Source organism: Streptomyces sp. NPDC002446 (genome assembly GCF_053595675.1).
The window spans coordinates 55,345-72,535 of the sequence record NZ_JBSFYC010000039.1 but is presented as its reverse complement, the minus strand read 5'-3'; the positions used below and the strand labels follow the sequence as shown (position 1 = coordinate 72,535).

Here is a 17,191-nt window from a genome sequence, read left to right as displayed (position 1 = left end):
CGGGGAGGGCGGAGAAGGCGACGGTGACGCCTATCGCGACCAGGAGTTTGGTGAAGATGATCGTCGGCCGGGGCACCGGCTTGGCCAGGAGGTAGCACGACAGCTCGGGCATCGTGATGAACCCGACACCGGGGAAAACCGGATGGTCGGGACCGTCGTCCAACGCCACGAACACACCGAACCGTTCGATCGCTGCGACCGCTCCGGCGAGACGCTCACCACGCTGCAGTGACTCCAGGAATGCCCAGAGTTCCGGGTGCTCGGCCGGTCCGCCCATGCCGTGCAGCCTTTCACAAGGGGCTGTGCCCTGATCTGGGGGAGGTGGCACGTCTGCGTCTGCGCCGGGCACCGCGTGGACGGACCTCGCACCCCTAGGTGTTCGTCGTCGGCGAAGCACAGGCAGCCGACTGCCGGAGTGGGGTGGACCGCGGCTGCTGCCGCGGCTCCCGTTCGTCGGTGCCGTTATGCGGTCGGTGAGGTGGCTGCCTCCCTGGGCCCGAAGCCGCCGGCCAACAGCCACAGGAAGGCACCCAGGCTGCCTGCGACGACGCCGGTCTCCCCTTCGGAGCTGAGGAAGACAACAGGCTGCTCGAACAGTGCCCGGCCGGGCAGGGGCCGTCGGCATCCGGCCCCCGACCACGCCGTCCCCAATACGTCTCGGAGATCGCCATGTCGAGCTCGATGCTGGGGGAGCTCGGCGGTCGGACGAGCTGGGAAGCTAGGCCGTGTCTCTTCGATCAGGTAGCTCGTTGTTCGGATCATGCTCAGCAGGGGGGGGATCTGACTGACGCGAGTGGGCAGTGTTGGAGCCGCTGCTCCCGGTGAGCAATAAACGGTGCGGCCGGTGGCGGGACCACCGGCGGGTGATGAACGGAATCATTCACCGGCTCAGCACCGGGGTGCAGTGGCGGGAGCTTCCCGAACGCTTCGGCCCATGGAAGACCGTCCACAAGCGGCACTTGCTGTGGTCAGCTGACGGCACCTGGGGCAGACTCCTCCAGCACATCCAAGCCGTCGCCGATGCCGAGGGCGATATCGACTGGAACATCAACGTCGACTCCACCATCGTGCGCGCTCACCAGCACGCCACCGGAGCACCCAAGAACCCACCGCCTGTGCCACCCGGTTCCTCAAAGGGGGCGCCACGAAGATCAGTTCACCTGCGCGCACAGAATACCCAGCGGCTCCAGCTGGGGGAGGCGGTGCACCAGGCGAGGCCCTCGGCCGCTCCCGCGGCGGCCTGACCACCAAGATTCGCGTTGCCGCGGAGGGCCGCTGCCGCCCCTTGTCCCTGCTCATCACGCCGGGGCAGCGGGCGGACTGCACCCAGTTCCAGCTGGTCATGGACAAGATCCGCGTTCCCCGCACGGGGCTCGGCCGCCCGCGCCGCACCCCGGACAGCGTGGGCGCCGACAAGGCATACAGCAATCGCAAGATCCGCACCCACCTCGGCAAGCGCGGTATCGGGCACGTGATCCCTGAGAAGAAGGACCACAAGGTCGCCCGCCTGCGTCGGGGTTCGCACGGCGGCCGGCCTCCGGGCTTCGACAAAGCAAAGTACAAAGATCGGAACACGGTGGAACGGGCCATCGGAAAGCTCAAGCAGTTCAGAGCCGTGGCCACCCGCTATGACAAGCGCGGGTATGTCTACCTCGGTACGGTGACCGCTGCCGCCCTGCTCATCTGGCTCCGCTCGTGATCGTGCGCCGGCGCGCCCGCAGCCTGTTCCCTCTCCTCAGTGCCGCACCAGGCAGAACGGATGCCCTGCCGGATCGGCATAGACACGCCAGCTTCGTCCACCGGAACCGTCGTCCAGCATCCTCGCCCCCGAGGCCAGCACCTGTTCCTGGGCTCGGTCCAGGTCAGCGACACCGAAGTCCAGATGGAACTGCTGAGGCCGGGTCGAGTCGGGCCACTGCGGCGGCATGTAGTCAGCCACCCGTTGGAAGGCCAGGACGAGTCCGGACGGCGTGTGCAAGGTCGCCCAGCCGTCGCTCAGGGCCCATCGCCGATCCTCGTGATTGACAGCCCCACCGAGCAGCGCCTGGTAGAACTCGGCAAGTTGCATCGGCTCGGAACAGTCCAGCACCACGCACTGCAGGTCAGCGATCATGGGCTGATCCTAAGTGGCCGCCAGACAGCCCTGCCCCTCGATATCCAAGATCGCAGCGACAGGCCCTAGCTGTTAGTGCCGTGATTCGCGCCCTTCGTCGTGCCACCCTCGCCCTCGCCCTCGGCGTTTCCGGCTTCGCTGCGGCGGTAGCGGAGCAGGGCCAGAGCCCGGGCGGTGGTGACCGCAGTGGAGGCGAGGGCTCCGGCGGCTGCACAGACGACGAGGGCGGGCCAGGCGTAGGTGGTTTGTGCCAGGGTTCCGGAGCGGTTCATCAGCAAGCCCAGTAGCGAGGCGAGTTGGGTGAGGAGGAGGATCGGCAGGGCCTGGGGGAGTATCCGCAGTGCCACTCGCCATCGCGGTTGGCGTGCGTTGCGCAGCGCCCATCGGCGGGCGCGCAGCACGCCGCGGAGGCCGAGGCCCGCCGCCAGCAGGGTGAGGGTGGCCAGAACCCAGTCGGCCGTCATCGAAAACGGCTTGGCCACCTCGGGGTTCTTTCCCTCGGCGAGGTCCACGAGGCCCTGCGAGAGCTGGGGGGCGTCGTCTCCGGAGATCAGGCCGGTGTTGGTGACGACCGCGATGCCGATCTTGCTGTCCGGCAGCAGGGTCGCCATGGAGTTGTGGGTCAGTAGTTGGCCGGTGTGCTGTAGCTCGAACTCTGAGCGGCCGTCATCTTGGTGGTTCTCGCGCCAACCCATGGCGTAGTGGGTGTCCTTCGGAATGCTGGGTGGGGTGTGGGTGAGTTCCATGGTGCGTGCGGTGGTGATCCGACGGCCGTCGGCGGACGCACCCTGGTTGTTCTGGGCGATCAGCCACCGGGCGAGGTCATCGGCGGTGGTGACGACGCCGTGTCCGCCGGCGGTGAACCAGCGGGGGTGCGAACGGGCGAACACCGTGCCGTAGGCGCGGACATAGCCGTGGGCGTGATCGGGCATCTCGGTGGTGGTGTCGACGGAGGTGGTGTGCGTCATGCGCAGCGGCTTGAAGAGCCTGGTGGACAGGTAGTTGGCGAAGGGCTGTCCGCTGACGACCTCGACCAGGCGGGCCGCGACGAAGTAGTTGGGGTTGTGATAGCTGTACCGGGTGCCGGGTGCGGAGGCCAGGTGTGCCTCGCGCATCGCGGCGACCGCTCCTTTGAGGGAGTGCGGTTGGGCGCGGGCCATGTCTGGATAGGCGGAGTCGGCCATGCCGGAGGTCTGTGTCAGCAGCTGCCGGACGGTGATCTCCGCCGCGCGCGGGTCGGCCATGGTGAACTCGGGCAGATAGCGACGCACGGGCTGGTCCAGGCCGACCTTGCCTGCCTCGACCAGCTGCATAACGGCGAGGGCAGTCATGGCCTTTGACAGCGAGGCCACCGGCATGGGCGTCTGCGCGGTCACGGCCCGCCCGGAGGCGGTGTGGCCGTAACCGGCGCTGTGGATGACCCGGTTGCCCTTGGTCACGGTGACGATCGCGCCCGGCAGTTGCGTCTGCTCCAGGTAGTCGCGTACGAAATGGTCGATCGAGGCCGGATCCAGCGTGGCGGCGGGCTGGGCGGCCGATGCGGTCGGCAGTGCGGCCGCCGCGATCCCGAGGGCGGCCACCAGGGCGCCCAGTTTGCGACGGGTGCCGGTGTGGACGGTGAACATTTTCATGGAGCCCAGTGCACAGGCTCGTCCCTCGCCGGCACATTGGCGTACAGGGGAGTCCAACGGTAGTGCTGGCACTACTGCGTCAAGATCCCTGCCTCGGTACGGTCGACGGGTGCGACATCGAACCGCCTGGCAGGCCCTGGGCCAGAACCCGCTGAAAATGCTCCGCTCAAGCTGGCCCTGGCGGTCCCTCGCCTACCTCCTGTCCGGGGTCGCCTTCGGTGCCGTCGCCACGGTCGTCCTGACGGCCGCGTTGATCGCGGGGATCGTGTCCCTGATCGTGGTCGTGGGAGCGGTGCTGCTGCTCGGTGTCGCGCTGTCGGGGATCGCCGTCACCCGCTTCGAGCGGTGGCGCCTGCGCCTGGTGGACCTGGACCCGGTGCCGGACCCCCATCAGACTCCCGAGCGCCCCGGGCTGCGCGGATGGCTTCAGACCCGGCTACGGGAACCGGTGACCTGGCGTGAGCTGGGCTTCACCGCCGTGTCCTCGACCGCCTTGTGGTGGATGGATTTCCTCGTACTGGGCTTCGCCCTGGTCGTCCCCGTACTGGTGATGATGTCGCCAGCCGACGACCCCGGTGCCTGGCCGTTGACGATCGTCGGCCTCTGTTTGCTGGTTGCCGCGCCGTACACCATCACCGCCTGGGCAGGCGCCAGAGCCGCCGTCACACGTCTGATGCTGGCGCCGCGCGACAGCGAACTGGGCCGACAGCTCACCGATGTGCGGGCTTCCCGGGCACGGCTGGTAGACGCCTTCGATGCGGAACGGCGCCGGATCGAGCGGGATCTGCACGACGGAGCACAGCAGCGGCTGGTCTCCCTCAATGTGATGCTCGGCCTCGCCCGCCTCGACGTCGAGCCGGACTCACCGCTGGCCGGGGATCTTGCCAACGCCCAGGAGCAAGTCACCCTCGCCGTCGACGAGTTGCGTGAGCTCAGTCGCGGCGTCCACCCGAAGGCCCTCACCGACCACGGCCTGCCAGGCGCGGTCGAGAACCTCGCCGCCCGCTCCGCGCTCCCCGTCACGGCCGACATCCGCCTGCCAGGCCGTATGCCGGTCGCCGTGGAGACCACGGCATACTTCGTGATCGCCGAAGCGCTGACCAACGCCACCAAACACAGCGCAGCGACCCGAGTCGAGGTGCACGCCCGCTTGCACACCGACGTACTCACCGTGTCCATCAGCGACGACGGCGTCGGCGGCGCAGCCCCCGAGGCGGGCACCGGACTCATCGGCCTCGCCGACCGCGTCGCCGCAGCGGACGGCAGACTCCGCATCTCCAGCCCGCCGGGCGGACCTACACTCCTGCATGTGGAGCTGCCATGTCGCTGACCGTCGTGCTCGCCGAGGACTCCCCGCTGATGCGGGACGGCCTGGTCGGCGTGCTCACCCGCTTCGGCCACCAGGTACTCGCCGCCGTCGGCACCGCAGACGACCTGGTCACCGCGGTCCAGGAGCACGACCCCGACATCGTCGTCACCGACGTCCGCATGCCACCGCAGAACACCGACGACGGGCTGCGCGCCGCCGTGTTCCTGCGCCACGAGCGCCCCACCCTGCCGGTCCTGGTCCTCAGCCAGTACATCGAGCAGTCCTACGCCGCCCACCTGCTCGACCTCGGCAGCGACAGCGGCGTCGGCTACCTCCTCAAGGACCGCGTCAGCGCCGTCGGCGAATTCGTCGACGCGGTCGCCCAGGTCGCCGCAGGTGCAACGGTCGTGGACCCCGAAGTGGTCCGCCAGCTCCTGAATCGCCGCCGCGACCCCTTGCAACGCCTCACCCCGCGCGAACGCGAAGTCCTCGCCCTGATGGCCGAGGGACGAGCCAACGCCGCCATCGCCCGCGAGCTCTACGTCACCGAAGCGGCGGTCAACAAGCACGTCAGCAGCATCCTCCAGAAACTCGACCTCCACCTCGACGGCCAGGGGCACCGCCGCGTCCTCGCCGTCCTCACCTATCTCCGCGCCTGAACGGCGGCCGGGCCGGGTCCGCGGAGCCTTCCGATCGGGGGCATGGTTGTGCGTCAGCGTCAGCGTCAGCGTTAGCGTCAGCGCCCGCGTCCGTGTGCCGATGCCGGGTAGCGGCTTGCCCGTGCTCGTGAGGGAGTGCAGGCGGTGTGCAGGCGGTCAGCAGGCCGTGGGCTCGCCTTCGTCGGTGCTGTGCGCTGAGTCGGTGGGGCTCTCAAGCGTCATGGCTGCGGTGGACGAACACGCTTTCAGTAGCGCTTGCGCGTCGCAGCCAGGACGGCGCGGGAAAGCAGTTGGTTACCGAGTCCTGGGCTCCTAACCTGCTCGAATGATCGAAGAGAGCTCTGTGGTACGGGTGGAAGACCTCGACCTCGCACTGCGTCCGGTCTCCCTGAGCTTCTCCGAGCCGGCAAGGCCGTTCGGAGATGACCCGACGCTCGACTTCCTCGTGAGAGCTCGCGGGCCGTGGGGGAGTATCGAGACCGTGGTACGGACGTGGGAGGGCGACGGCCTGGACATGTTCCTCTCCTCCTTGGCTGAGGACTTCCGGGGCTGGGAGGGCGCGCGCACATGGCGCTCCTTGGAGCACGATCTGACCCTCTCGGCCGAGCACCGGCCCGGCGGCTATGTCCACTTGACCTGGGGGATCCATGACCGGCCACCCTCCGAAGAGTGGCGCTTCGAGACCACCACGGTGCACGCGGCAGGCGAGGACATGCGCAACCTCGCCGCTGAGATCCAGATGTTTTTCACGCGCGCGGTCGCTTAGCCGGACGCCACGAGGGCGACGATCTGAGCTGGCTGCCAGGTCTGGCTGCCCGGTCTGGCTGTCCGGCCGCTTCCGGGACGGGTGCTGTCCCTCCCTGAGCGCGCGGTGTTGTGGTCATCGGCTCGTGGGCGGTGTTCAGACCAGAGTGGAGATGCAGAACGGATGGCCTGCGGGGTCCAGCAGGACTCGCCACCGGTCGGGGTCCGGCTGGAACTCGGGCTTGACTGCCCCCAGGGCGAGCAGCCGGGCCTGGGCGGCTCCCAAGTCGTCGACGCCCAGCTCGATGTGGGCCTGCTTTGCCTGGGAGGGGTCCGGCCAGGTGGGACGGCGGTAGTCGGTCAGCCGGTTGAATCCCAGTCCGGCCGCGCCCTCCTGACCGAGCAGGACGAAGTCGTCGGTGGAGAAGACGACGGGCAGGCCGAGGGCCTCGCCGTAGAAGTGGGCCAGTTCGGCGGGGTCAGGGCAGTCGAAGGTGACGGCCGAGTAGCGGAACGCGGGTGCGGAGGTGTTTTCCGTGCTCATGAGGAAGACGCTAGGGCGGGACCAGGACAGATCCGGTCCTGGTCACGTGGAACACTCCAGACCGTGATCAGCTCATCCGCCCGCCTGCTGCGACTGGTCTCCTTGCTGGCTGCCCGGCCGTCGTGGACGTGCGGTGAGCTGGCCGACCGGATGGCGGTCACCGATCGCACGGTGCGCCGGGACATCGCCAAGCTCCGGGAACTCGGCTACGCCATCGAATCCGACCCCGGACCCTGGGGCGGCTACCGCCTCAACGCCGGAGCCCGGATACCGCCGCTGATCCTCGATGACGAGGAAGCACTCGCTGTGGCAGTCGGGCTGCGCGAGGCCGCGCTCAGCGGAGCTCTGGGCGGCGATCAGGCCGCACTGTCGGCGCTGTTGAAGCTGCGGCAGGTGCTGCCGCGGCGGATCGCGGACCGGCTGGGCGAGATGGACGCCGCCTTCGTACACACGCCCAGGCCCGGCGAGCCGCAGATCACGCCGGGCATGCTGTTGGAACTGGCTGCCGCGTGCCGCCAGGCGGAGCGTGCCCGACTGTCGTACCGAGACTGGGAAGGCAGGGCCACGGTCCGGGACGTCGACCCGTACCGCCTCGTCCACACCGGCCGCCGGTGGTACTTCGTCGCCCGGGACGTGACGCGTGGCCAATGGCGGACGTTCCGGGCCGACAGGGTCGACCGAATACAGCCAACCGGGCACCGGGTGGACCTCATCGACGCACCCGACCCAGCGCTGCTCGTCTCCCGTTCCGTCGCGACCGGCCCGTACCCGATCCATGCGACGATCCGCCTCCCGATGCCCATGGACCAAGCACTGCGGCTGATCCCGTCGACAGTCGGCGCCCACCATCCCGAAGGCCCCGAGACCACGATCGTCGACGTCGGCGGCCCCGACGCGGACGGGCTCGCCCGGTACCTTCTCAGCCTGGCCACACCCCTACGCGTCCTGGCACCAGACGCTGTACGACTAGCCCTGCTGCGCCGTGCCCAGGAACTCTTCGAGGACAACGCGAACGGTGCAGCCCCGGTAGAGCAACGTTGAACGGTGACGGGAACGGGGACGGGAACGAGCGCGGCCCAATGAAATCCCGCTGATCTCGCGGGCCGGCCGCCTCGTCGATGGCCAGACCGCCGGCCGGGCGCGGAAGTGCGCGCGCTTGCTTTCGTAGTCTGGGGAGCATGTTGCTGCCCTTCACCATCGGGAAGACCGAGCTCATTGAGGTCGTCCGCATCACCGATCCCGCAAGGCACCTCACCTCGGAGGGCCTGGTCGGCGACACTGTTGCGATCTGGGAGAGGGCCCAGGCCCATGAGGTCCTGGCTGTGATCGACAGCCTGCCAGGTGGCGAGATGCAGCGCTGCTTTCGCTCCTGCACGCCGAGCTGACGTACGGGTCTTCCCCTCAGCAACGGATACAGCAGCGGGGGAACCCATCGTGCAGAAAGTGAGCCTCCTCCCAGGGACTCTCAGATAGGGAGTCCGATCAGTCCCCATCGGCGTCGTCGGGCTTCGCCGACCACTGTGGCCCAGCCGAACAGCAGGTCATTGAACTCCTCGAAGTCCGCCATCCACCGCCCAGGGCGTGCGGCGTGGCGTGCGTACGGCTCACGCAGTTGAGGCAGGACGGGGGCGGCCTCCTGCCAGCAACGGTCGAGGAAGACCACAGTCTCGGGTGCGCAGACGATGAGCGGCCCCGGCCGCCACAGACCGTCGATGGAAGGGAAGATGCCGGCGTCTACGTCCTCGACGTCGCTGTCGTCCTCAGGCCCCCACCAGATAAGAGCCTGCAGGAAGTCGTCCAGAGCCCTCCGAAGCCCGGTCTCGGCGGAGCCCCGGACGGCCTCCCATGCGTGTGCCGCCCAAAAGTGCGGCTTGTACGAGCCGAGGGTGCCGCCGAACTCATACCGGCCCAGCCAGGACCTTTCCGATTCGGCAGGCCACGCCCACCCCGCATCGATCTCATCGGTTTCGTCGTCCGAGTACGCCGACTCCTGCAGCACCTCAAGCCGGTTGTCAGGTGCTACGTCCATCAGGTGCGCCCAGTCGACGACGAGGACCGTAATGTCCATGCCCATGTGATGAGGCTAGCCAAGCAGTGATCGGGCCTGGGAAGCAGCCCGCAGGTCGCAGTTCTGTCGGCCGGAGCTGGGCGCCATCCAAGGGAGATTGACCGCTCGGGAAAGATAGGGCAGGCAAGGGTATCCAGCAGCTCGGAGCCACGCGACGCTCGTGGACCGATTCGCCGTGCCCGATGGTCAATGAGGTGCGTACGACCGCAGCGCCTGGCGCGAGGAGCCGCATGGCGGCCTCGGCAGCAGCCTTCGCCGCGCGATACATGGGCCCGAACGGACCCGAAGGTGCCTGCACTGGTTGGGAGATGCCTGCCGAAAGCCCATGGCAAAATCAGCGGGTGCAGATCGGGATGCTGGGGCCATTGGAGGTTCGCGCGGACGACGGCGGCTCGGCCGACGTGCCGGGTGCGCGGTTGCGTGGACTGCTGGTCGCCCTCGCGCTCAAGCCGGGGCATGTGGTCCCGAAGGCATCGCTCGTCGACTGGATCTGGGGGGAGCATCCGCCCGCCGATGCGACGAACGCCCTGCAGCGCTTGGTTTCCCGGCTGCGGAAGGTGCTGCCGGACGGGGTGGTCGAGGGGCAGACGGACGGCTACCGGTTGCGGGTGGAGCCCGCCGCCGTCGACGCCGTGCGGTTCGAACGCCTCGTCATCGCGGGCCGGGCCCGTACCGAGGACGCTTCCCGGCGGGTGCGGCTGCTGCGTGAGGCCCTCGAACTGTGGCGCGGCGCGGCCATGCAGGATGTCGGTCTGCAGGACAGTGCCGCGTTCGACGCCGCGGTCGCCCGGCTTGAGGGGTTGCGGCTGACGGCCACGGAGGAGCGGGTCGACGCGGAGGTCACCCTCGGGCGCGGTGCGGAGATGGTCACGGAGCTGACCGACCTGGTGGCTGCGCACCCGCTGCGGGAGCGGCTCGTCGCCGCGCTGATGCGCGCCCTCGCCGCGGCCGGTCGCGACAGCGAGGCGCTGCTGGTGTACCAGCGTGCCAGGGAGGCCCTGGCCGACGCGCTGGGCGTCGACCCCTCGCCGGAGCTGGCCGCGTTGCATGTCGCGCTGCTGCGGGGCGAGTTGGGGCGGCGGGAGGAGAGCCGTAAGACCAACCTGCGCGCCGAGCTGACCACCTTCGTCGGCAGGGGAGCCGATGTCGCCGCGGTCCGCGAGCTCATAGCCGCGCACCGGCTGACCACCGTGATCGGGCCGGGCGGGTCGGGAAAGACCAGGCTGGCCACGGAGACCGCGCGCACGCTGCTCGGCGGCCTGCCGGACGGGGCCTGGCTGGTGGAGCTCGCCGCCATCGGCGCGGACGGCGATGTGACCGACGTGGCGCAGTCGGCGCTCGCCGGGCTCGGACTCCGGGACGGCCTGCTCGGCGGCGCACCGAACGCGGAGCTGACGGACCGGCTCATCGCCGCGATCCGCGAGCGGGACGCGCTGCTGATCCTGGACAACTGCGAGCACGTGATCGAGTCCGCGGCGGTGTTCGCCCACCGGCTGCTCGGGGAATGCCAGCGGCTGCGGATCCTGGCGACGAGCCGGGAACCGCTCGGCATCACCGGGGAGGCGCTGTGGCCGGTCGAGCCGCTGGCCCTGCCGGAGGGGGACGCGGGCCCGGGCGAGATCGAGTCCTCACCCGCCGTCCAGCTGCTGCGGGACCGGGCCGGGGCGGTACGCCGGGATCTCGCGGCCGACGCTCCCACGCTGGCGACGATGGTGCGCGTCTGCCGGGCGCTGGACGGGATGCCGCTGGCGATCGAACTGGCCGCGGCCCGGTTGCGCACGATGTCCGTCGATCAGCTCGCCAACCGGCTCGACGACCGGTTCCGCCTCCTGACCAGCGGCAGCCGGACCGCGCTGCCCCGGCACAAGACGCTGCGCGCGGTGGTCGACTGGAGCTGGCAACTGCTCACCGACGCCGAGCGGATGGTCCTGCGCAGGCTCTCGGTGTTCGCCGGCGGGGCGAGCCTGGAAGCGGCCGAACGGGTCTGCGCGGGCGACACGGTCGGACAGGAGCAGGTGCTTGAGCTGCTCACCGCGCTCACCGAGAAGTCGCTGCTGCTCGCGGAGGGCGACAGCGCCCCGCGCTACCGCATGATCGGCACGATCAAGGAGTACGCCGGGCACCGGCTCGCGGAGGCGGGGGAATCGGCCCTGGCGCGCCACGCACACCTGGCCTACTTCACCGAACTCACCGAGACCGCGGAACCGCACCTGCGCCGCGCCGAGCAGCTGGACTGGCTGGCCACGCTCGACGCCGAGCACGACAACATCGGTGCGGCGATGCGCGGCGCGCTCGCGGCGGGCGAGGCGCAGGCGGCGATGCGGCTCGCGGCGGGCGCCGGCTGGTACTGGTGGCTCGGCGGGCACAAGACCGAGGGCATGGAGCTGATCACCGCGGCCGCCAGGACGCCCGGCGAGGTGCCCGACGACGTCCGGGCCACGGTGTACGCCCTGGTCTCGATGTTCGTGACCTCCGGGCTGGGCGACGAACACCAGGCCGCGGAGTGGATCCACCAGGCGTACCGGTTCAGCCGGCGCAGTCAGCACAGTCAGCGCCGCCACCCGCTGATGGGGTTCATCGCCCCGCTGGAACGCATGCTGCAGGCGCCGGACGCGTTCCTGCCCGCGTTCGAAGCGCTGCTGGACGACGAGGACCCCTGGGCGCGCGCGCTGGCCCGGCTGCACCTGGGCAAGATGCGGATCGTGCTCGGCCAGGACGGGCGGGACGCGGACGCCTACCTGGAGAGGGCGCTGGTCGAGTTCCGGGCACTGGGCGAGCGGTTCGGGATCTCGTTCGCCCTGTCCGAGCTGGCGGAACGGATCGCCGTACGCGGCGAGTTGGCCGCTGCGTGCAAGCACTACGAGCAGGCGATCGCGGTCGTCAGCGAGGTCGGTGCCACTGACGACGTCATCCGCATGCGGTCGCGGCAGGCGCAGCTGTACTGGCTGCTGGGCGACGAGGACGCCAGCGCGGCCACCATCGCCGAGGCGCAGCGGTGCGCGGAGCGAGTCACCTGGCCGGGCGCGCTGGCCGTGCTGGCCTTCTCGAAGGCGGGACTCGCCCGGTGGGGCGGCAACGCCGAGGAGGCGCACAAGCAACTGGGCGTGGCGACGGCCGTATTGGGCGAGGAAGCGGAGCGGGCGAACATCCGCGCGGTGACACACGACCTGCTCGGCTATCTCGCCGACGATCTCGGCGAGGCCCGGGCGCACCGCGCGGCGGCCTGCGAGGCGGCGTCCGAGGCGGGACACGCGCCGCTGATCGCGCAGGTGCTCGTCGGGGTTGCGGACCTGGCACTGCGCCGCGACGAGCACGAGCAGGCCGCGCGCCTGCTCGCGGCGAGCGCGGGCGTGCGCGGGCTGCAGGACCGCTCCCACCCGGACGTGGCTCGGATCGAGCAGATCGCGCGCCGCCGCCTCGGCGACGCACGGTTCGCCGCGGTGACTCATGAAGGGACGCAGACCAGTTGGTCTCAGCTGGCCGGGGCCACGCTCGCGCCCTGAACGTGGCGACCGCCCACCCGTACCGGCCGAGGCGACCGCCCACCCGTACCGGCCGAGGGCGACCCCGACGCACAACGCACAACGCACAGCCGCTGGCCGCGATCGCGTCGCCGGTCGATGGTCGACGGTCGCCCACCAGCGGCCCCTCCCCGAGCCGGGCGGAACCCCTTCGCGAAAGCCACCCCGTTGATAGCCGCGTCGGCCACCCGGCAGCGCACCGTGGTGACGACGATGAGGCTCGGCCGACGGTTTACCGGGCCGTTTCCGATTCCGTCCACGTGACCGGAAGTTCGTGGACGCCGTAGATGTTCATGTCGGTCCTGAGTTTCACCTCGTCGGCGGGGATGGCGAGTTTGAGGGTCGGGAAGCGACGCAGCAGTCCGTCGAAACCGGCGCGCATCTCGATGCGGGCCAGCTGCTGGCCGAGGCATTGGTGGATGCCGTGGCCGAAGGACAGATGACCGCGGGCCTTGCGGTGGATGTCGAGGGCGTCGGGGTTGTCGAAGCGCTGGGGGTCGCGGTTGGCGGCCAGCAGCGAGACAACGACGGTCGATCCCTTACGGATTGTTTCACCGCCGAGTTCGATGTCGTCCGTGGCGTAGCGATAGAAGACATCGGCAACGGACAGGTAGCGCATGAGTTCCTCGACCGCATCGGGGAACAGATCCGGGTTGGCGCGCAGTTCGGCCAGCTGCTCGGGGTGCTCCAGGAGCGCGAAGGTGCCCAGCGCCAGCACGTTGGCGGTGGTCTCGTGGCCCGCGAGCAGCAGGAGGAAGGCGATGCCGGTCAGCTCCTCGATGGTGAGGTCGTCATGGCGGGCCAGGTCGGACAGTATGTCGTCGCCGGGGGCAGCGCGTTTGCCCGTGACCAGTTCGCCCAGGTATGTGGTCAGTGCGCCGTACGCGGCCATCTTCTCGTCGAGCGCCACGTCCTTTTCCATGAACTTGGCGGAGTTGACCTGGAAGGTCTCCCGGTCCGCGTAGGGGACACCGAGCAGTTCGCAGATCACCAGCGAAGGCACCGGCAGCGCGAACTCCTTGACCAGGTCGACCGGCGGGGCAAGGCGCGCCAGCTCGTCCAGTTGCCGCTCGACGATCTCGACGATGTGCTCTTCGAGCATTTTCATGCGCTTGACGGTGAAGGCGCCGGTGAGCTTGCGCCGCAGCCGGGTGTGGTCCGGCGGATCCATGGCGACGAACAGGCCCGGCACCTGCGGGGACGGCTCGGTAGCGGGGGGCATGCCGGGGGTCTCGTACGGCAAGTGGAGAACGCCGATGTCCTGGCGGGAGCTGAACCGGGTGTCGGCCATGAGCTGGCGGACCGCGTCGTAGCCGGTGACCAGCCAGCCCTCGTGACCGTCCGGGAAGATCATGGGACTGACAGGGCGAGCCTCGCGTAGCCGGGTGATTTGGCGGGGCGGGTCGAAGGGGCCCGCGTCGCGCTCCATGGGGAGACCGTTCGGGATGGGAACCGGAACCGTTTGACTCATCGGATGTCCTTTGTCCTTTCGTGGCGGTTATTGCGGCCACGATCGCCGACGGACCTGACATACGACTGACACGGCTCTGACACCGCCGATCATGCCGGACACGTGGTCGGCTTGGGGGCGTTCGCGGTGGCCGGGCCGTTAGTTGTGTTGTCGATGTCGCCGACGGGGCGAAAGTCGCCCGGTGGCCGGAAGCGAACCGTGCGCTGGATCCGGCCGGTTCGTGCCTTGCGTGGGGTGGTGAATTCCGTTTATCGCCGTAATTCTCCGCGAAGTCGCAGGTGGTCGACGTGTGGCGAGGGAATTTATCTGTAGGATCATCTTCCAAATGAGGGATTGAGTCACTTCCCCGTAGTTCCTTGACGGGTAATGCCGTTATCCCCCGGAATGGAGGGCGGGCGCCACCTCGGGAGAAGTGGTCGGGATGGCGCTTGAGTGACCGGCCGGTAATTCTCCGGTAAGCGGAAATCCGAACGGAAGGGGAAGCTCCATGTCCGAGGGAGAAGAGCTGTTCGAAGAGATGGTGATCCCGGAGTCGGAAACGGCTTTTGCGGGTCACAGCTGCCTTTGTTTCGTCACTGAATACGACGACTCGGAGCCGGCCGAGTAACGGAAGGAATGTCCCCCGGCCGGGCAGCGAACCGGCCGGGAGGCGTTTTCCCGCGTCACCCACGGCTCTCCGAAGGCGGAATGCATTGGAAACCTCCCGGCACGGCTCCCGGCCCACGCCCCGTCCCACCTCACCGCTGACCCTCCGCCGCGACGTACGGCTCGTCGTACGCGGCGAGCACCTCTACGTCTGCGCGAGTACCGGAACCCTCCGCGTGCCCGTCCGGCTGCCCGGCGCCGACGGCGAACCCGGGCCGGGCGTCAATGAGCTGGGTGTCAATGAGCTGGGTGTCAATGGGTCAAGCGTCAACGGGTCAAGCGTCAAGGGGCCGGGCGTCAATGGGGCAGGTGCGGCATACCGGCCCGGTGACGAGCACGGGCTGGTCGCGCTCGATGCCGTCCCCGAGCGGGTCGGCGAGGGGCTGCGCGCCCGTGGCCTGGCCCACCACGGGGACGGGCGGCTCCCGCATCCGCTCTACGGGAACGTCGCCGCCCTGCGCGGCCGGACGGTCGCGGTGGCCGGAGACGGGCCGCTGGCCACCGAGGTGGCGACCCTCCTCGACAGGACGGGAGTTCGTCCGGTCCCGGCCGACGGGGCCGGTGAACCCGACGCCGCCGTCCTCCCGTTGGGGCTGCACGAGGACGAACTCCGGCGCTGGACCGGCCTGGCCGCCGACGCCGGTACGCCCCTGGTGACCTTCCTCAGCACCCCGACGCGGCTGCTGCTCGCCACCCTCACCCCACCCCGTACGCCGTGCCCGGTCTGCCTCGTACGGAGGATCCGCGCCAACCACACCTGGCAGCAGGTGGCCGGTCTGCCGCTGGACCTGCTGCTGGGCGCCGCGGAGAGCGAGGCGTGGCCGACGACCGCCGTCGCGGCCGGGGTCGTGGCCCATGAAGTCCTCACCACACTGTCCGCACCTCCCGCACGCACCGCCCCGGAGGCCCCGGCGCTGCATTCCGGGCTGCCGGTGCTGACCGAACTCGACCACGCCTCTCTGGAGCGCACCCGGCACGCCCTGTTCCACACCCCGGGCTGTCCCGCCTGCGGCTCGGCCGCCGTACCGCCCCGGCGGGACGAGGCGGCAGCCGTGGACGTACGGGAGAGCTGGCGGCTGATGCGCGGCGCGGTCGATCCGCTTACCGGCCTGGTGCCCGAGCTGCGGGTGGACCGGGCGGCGGAAGAGGAGACCGGGGGAGTGGGCCCGGCGGGCGGAACCACCTACGCACGGACGGCCGGGATGATCACCACGACGTGGTTCTCGCCGGTGGCGGCCGAGGCCCGCGGCGGGGCGGTGAAGAGCGATCCGGTCAACGCCCGGGTCTGCGCGGTCGGTGAGACGCTGGAGCGGTATGCGGCCGGGGTGTACGACCCGGGCCGGTTCGTCCGCGCCACGCTCAAGGCGCTCGGCGAGGAAGCGGTCGATCCGCGCAGTCTGCCGCTCGGGTCCGCCAAGGAGTACGCCGAACAGCGCCGTTACGCGCCCTTCGACCCGGACGTGGAGATCGACTGGGTGCGCGGCCGGTCCCTGACCACCGGCCGGGCACGGTACGTCCCGGCCTGCGCGGTCCACCTGCCCTACCGCTTCCCGCGCGCCCATAAGCCGTGGTTCGACCCGATCTCCACCGGGCTCGCGGCCGGCGGCTCGTACCACCACGCCGTCCACGGCGGGCTGATGGAGGTGGTCGAACGCGACGCCACCCTGGTCTTCTGGGAGAACCGGCTCACCCTGCCCAGCCTCGATCTCACCGGACTGCCCGACGGGCCCGCCCGCCGGATCGTGGAGCGGATCACCGGCGAAGGGGCGACGGTCACCGCCAAGGACCTCACCACCGACCTGGGCATCCCGGCCGTCGCCGTACGCTTCGTCGAGGGCACCGCCGAGCGGCCCGTCGTCATCCACGCCGCCCGCGCGGACCTCGATCCGCGCGCCGCGCTGCTGGGAGCGCTGGAAGAGGCGTGCCTGTGCCGGACCGGCGCCGGCATCTGGCTCGAAGAGGCCGAGATCCCGGCCGCCGACGCGGCCCTGAGCAGCCTCAGCGAGTTCTGCCTCTACTACTGCGCGCCCGAGCGCCAGCACCACCTCGACTTCTGGAACGACGGCCCGCTGCGCCCGGTGCCCGAGGCCCGGCCCGCCGGAGCCCTTCAGGACGATGTCGCCGAGGCGGTCCGGCGGCTGGCCGACCGCGGCTACGAGACGATCACCGTCGACATCACCCCCATCGACGTGGCCGAATGCGGCGTCTCGGTCGTGCGGACGGTGATCCCCGGCCTGTGCCCGCTCACTCTGCGCAGCGACTTCCACCGGCGCGGCGGCCCCCGGGTCTTCACCGCCCCGGTCGCGATGGGCGCCCGCGACTCCGCCCTGACGGAGGATCAGCTCAATCCGATGCCGTTGCCGTTTCTCTGACGGCGTTCCCCCCCCGCGGATGTTCCCCCGCAGATGTTTCCTTACGGATGTTCCCTGGCGGACCGTCCCTGACAGGCATTCAGCTTGCGGGCGAGGTCCGCGACGACCTGACGG

The 17,191-nt window shown here is 69.9% G+C and carries 13 protein-coding genes and 2 pseudogenes; 9 read left to right on the top strand and 6 right to left on the bottom strand.

Annotated features, from left to right (window positions below):
• Window positions 1-277, bottom strand: a pseudogene (locus ACWD6P_RS22365) (hypothetical protein); the annotation flags it as partial.
• 523 nt (window positions 278-800) lie between these two features.
• Between ACWD6P_RS22365 and ACWD6P_RS22360 the strand changes: the two are divergent.
• A pseudogene (locus ACWD6P_RS22360) lies at window positions 801-1,699 on the top strand (IS5 family transposase).
• Window positions 1,700-1,735: 36 nt separating this feature from the next.
• On the opposite strand, the gene ACWD6P_RS22355 reads toward ACWD6P_RS22360, so the two are convergent.
• Together ACWD6P_RS22355 and ACWD6P_RS22350 are read right to left on the bottom strand one after the other, a co-directional pair.
• Entirely contained in the window at window positions 1,736-2,113 is a 378-nt protein-coding gene (locus ACWD6P_RS22355; RefSeq protein WP_451445898.1) for a VOC family protein, read from the bottom strand.
• Window positions 2,114-2,178: 65 nt separating this feature from the next.
• Window positions 2,179-3,744: a serine hydrolase domain-containing protein gene (locus ACWD6P_RS22350; RefSeq protein ID WP_451445897.1), complete on the bottom strand. Its 1,566-nt coding sequence runs from the start codon at window positions 3,742-3,744 to the stop codon at window positions 2,179-2,181.
• 109 nt (window positions 3,745-3,853) lie between these two features.
• On the opposite strand from ACWD6P_RS22350, the gene ACWD6P_RS22345 reads away from it, so the two are divergent.
• The 3 genes from ACWD6P_RS22345 to ACWD6P_RS22335 all read left to right on the top strand — a co-directional run bounded on the left by ACWD6P_RS22345 (window position 3,854) and on the right by ACWD6P_RS22335 (window position 6,478).
• Window positions 3,854-5,074 carry a sensor histidine kinase gene (locus ACWD6P_RS22345; protein WP_451445896.1) on the top strand — a complete coding sequence of 407 codons (1,221 nt, stop codon included), beginning with the start codon at window positions 3,854-3,856 and terminating at the stop codon, window positions 5,072-5,074.
• A complete protein-coding gene (locus tag ACWD6P_RS22340) occupies window positions 5,065-5,712 on the top strand; it encodes a response regulator (protein WP_451445895.1) in 648 nt (215 codons plus the stop codon). Before ACWD6P_RS22345 ends, ACWD6P_RS22340 begins: the two co-directional genes overlap by 10 nt.
• A gap of 325 nt (window positions 5,713-6,037) precedes the next feature.
• On the top strand, window positions 6,038-6,478 hold the full coding sequence (locus tag ACWD6P_RS22335; RefSeq protein ID WP_451445894.1) for a DUF6228 family protein: 441 nt from the start codon (window positions 6,038-6,040) through the stop codon (window positions 6,476-6,478).
• A 135-nt stretch (window positions 6,479-6,613) separates the two neighbouring features.
• Here ACWD6P_RS22335 and ACWD6P_RS22330 read toward each other — a convergent pair whose 3' ends face one another.
• Window positions 6,614-7,000, bottom strand: a complete 387-nt coding sequence (locus ACWD6P_RS22330; RefSeq protein ID WP_451445893.1) for a VOC family protein — start codon at window positions 6,998-7,000, stop codon at window positions 6,614-6,616.
• A gap of 63 nt (window positions 7,001-7,063) precedes the next feature.
• Between ACWD6P_RS22330 and ACWD6P_RS22325 the strand changes: the two genes are divergently transcribed.
• Together ACWD6P_RS22325 and ACWD6P_RS22320 are read left to right on the top strand one after the other, a co-directional pair.
• On the top strand, window positions 7,064-8,041 hold the full coding sequence (locus tag ACWD6P_RS22325; RefSeq protein WP_451445892.1) for a helix-turn-helix transcriptional regulator: 978 nt from the start codon (window positions 7,064-7,066) through the stop codon (window positions 8,039-8,041).
• Between the two features lie 137 nt (window positions 8,042-8,178).
• Entirely contained in the window at window positions 8,179-8,385 is a 207-nt protein-coding gene (locus ACWD6P_RS22320) for a hypothetical protein (protein WP_451445891.1), read from the top strand.
• 80 nt (window positions 8,386-8,465) lie between these two features.
• Here the strand turns inward: ACWD6P_RS22320 and ACWD6P_RS22315 are convergent, their stop codons facing one another.
• The gene (locus ACWD6P_RS22315; protein ID WP_451445890.1) at window positions 8,466-9,074 is read right to left on the bottom strand and encodes a hypothetical protein; all 609 of its coding nucleotides are present in this window, start codon (window positions 9,072-9,074) and stop codon (window positions 8,466-8,468) included.
• A gap of 335 nt (window positions 9,075-9,409) precedes the next feature.
• Here ACWD6P_RS22315 and ACWD6P_RS22310 point away from each other — a divergent pair, with 335 nt between their 5' ends.
• Entirely contained in the window at window positions 9,410-12,571 is a 3,162-nt protein-coding gene (locus ACWD6P_RS22310; protein WP_451445889.1) for a BTAD domain-containing putative transcriptional regulator, read from the top strand.
• Window positions 12,572-12,821: 250 nt separating this feature from the next.
• Here the strand turns inward: ACWD6P_RS22310 and ACWD6P_RS22305 are convergent, their stop codons facing one another.
• Window positions 12,822-14,060 (bottom strand): cytochrome P450, encoded by a 1,239-nt coding sequence (locus ACWD6P_RS22305; RefSeq protein ID WP_451445888.1) that lies wholly within the window; start codon window positions 14,058-14,060, stop codon window positions 12,822-12,824.
• Window positions 14,061-14,547: 487 nt separating this feature from the next.
• Here ACWD6P_RS22305 and ACWD6P_RS22300 point away from each other — a divergent pair, with 487 nt between their 5' ends.
• Together ACWD6P_RS22300 and ACWD6P_RS22295 are read left to right on the top strand one after the other, a co-directional pair.
• Window positions 14,548-14,667, top strand: a complete 120-nt coding sequence (locus ACWD6P_RS22300; protein WP_451445887.1) for an azolemycin family RiPP peptide — start codon at window positions 14,548-14,550, stop codon at window positions 14,665-14,667.
• 85 nt (window positions 14,668-14,752) lie between these two features.
• On the top strand, window positions 14,753-17,077 hold the full coding sequence (locus tag ACWD6P_RS22295; RefSeq protein WP_451445886.1) for a YcaO-like family protein: 2,325 nt from the start codon (window positions 14,753-14,755) through the stop codon (window positions 17,075-17,077).
• The last annotated feature ends 114 nt before the right edge of the window (window positions 17,078-17,191 follow it).

What these genes read in the sequence shown, in the direction of transcription:
- ACWD6P_RS22355 (WP_451445898.1), bottom strand. Translation starts at nt 2,113, where the DNA reads ATGATCGCTGACCTGCAGTGCGTGGTGCTGGACTGTTCCGAGCCGATG.
- ACWD6P_RS22350 (WP_451445897.1), bottom strand. Translation starts at nt 3,744, where the DNA reads ATGAAAATGTTCACCGTCCACACCGGCACCCGTCGCAAACTGGGCGCC.
- ACWD6P_RS22340 (WP_451445895.1), top strand. Translation starts at nt 5,065, where the DNA reads ATGTCGCTGACCGTCGTGCTCGCCGAGGACTCCCCGCTGATGCGGGAC.
- ACWD6P_RS22335 (WP_451445894.1), top strand. Translation starts at nt 6,038, where the DNA reads ATGATCGAAGAGAGCTCTGTGGTACGGGTGGAAGACCTCGACCTCGCA.
- ACWD6P_RS22330 (WP_451445893.1), bottom strand. Translation starts at nt 7,000, where the DNA reads ATGAGCACGGAAAACACCTCCGCACCCGCGTTCCGCTACTCGGCCGTC.
- ACWD6P_RS22320 (WP_451445891.1), top strand. Translation starts at nt 8,179, where the DNA reads ATGTTGCTGCCCTTCACCATCGGGAAGACCGAGCTCATTGAGGTCGTC.
- ACWD6P_RS22315 (WP_451445890.1), bottom strand. Translation starts at nt 9,074, where the DNA reads ATGGGCATGGACATTACGGTCCTCGTCGTCGACTGGGCGCACCTGATG.
- ACWD6P_RS22305 (WP_451445888.1), bottom strand. Translation starts at nt 14,060, where the DNA reads ATGAGTCAAACGGTTCCGGTTCCCATCCCGAACGGTCTCCCCATGGAG.
- ACWD6P_RS22300 (WP_451445887.1), top strand. Translation starts at nt 14,548, where the DNA reads ATGTCCGAGGGAGAAGAGCTGTTCGAAGAGATGGTGATCCCGGAGTCG.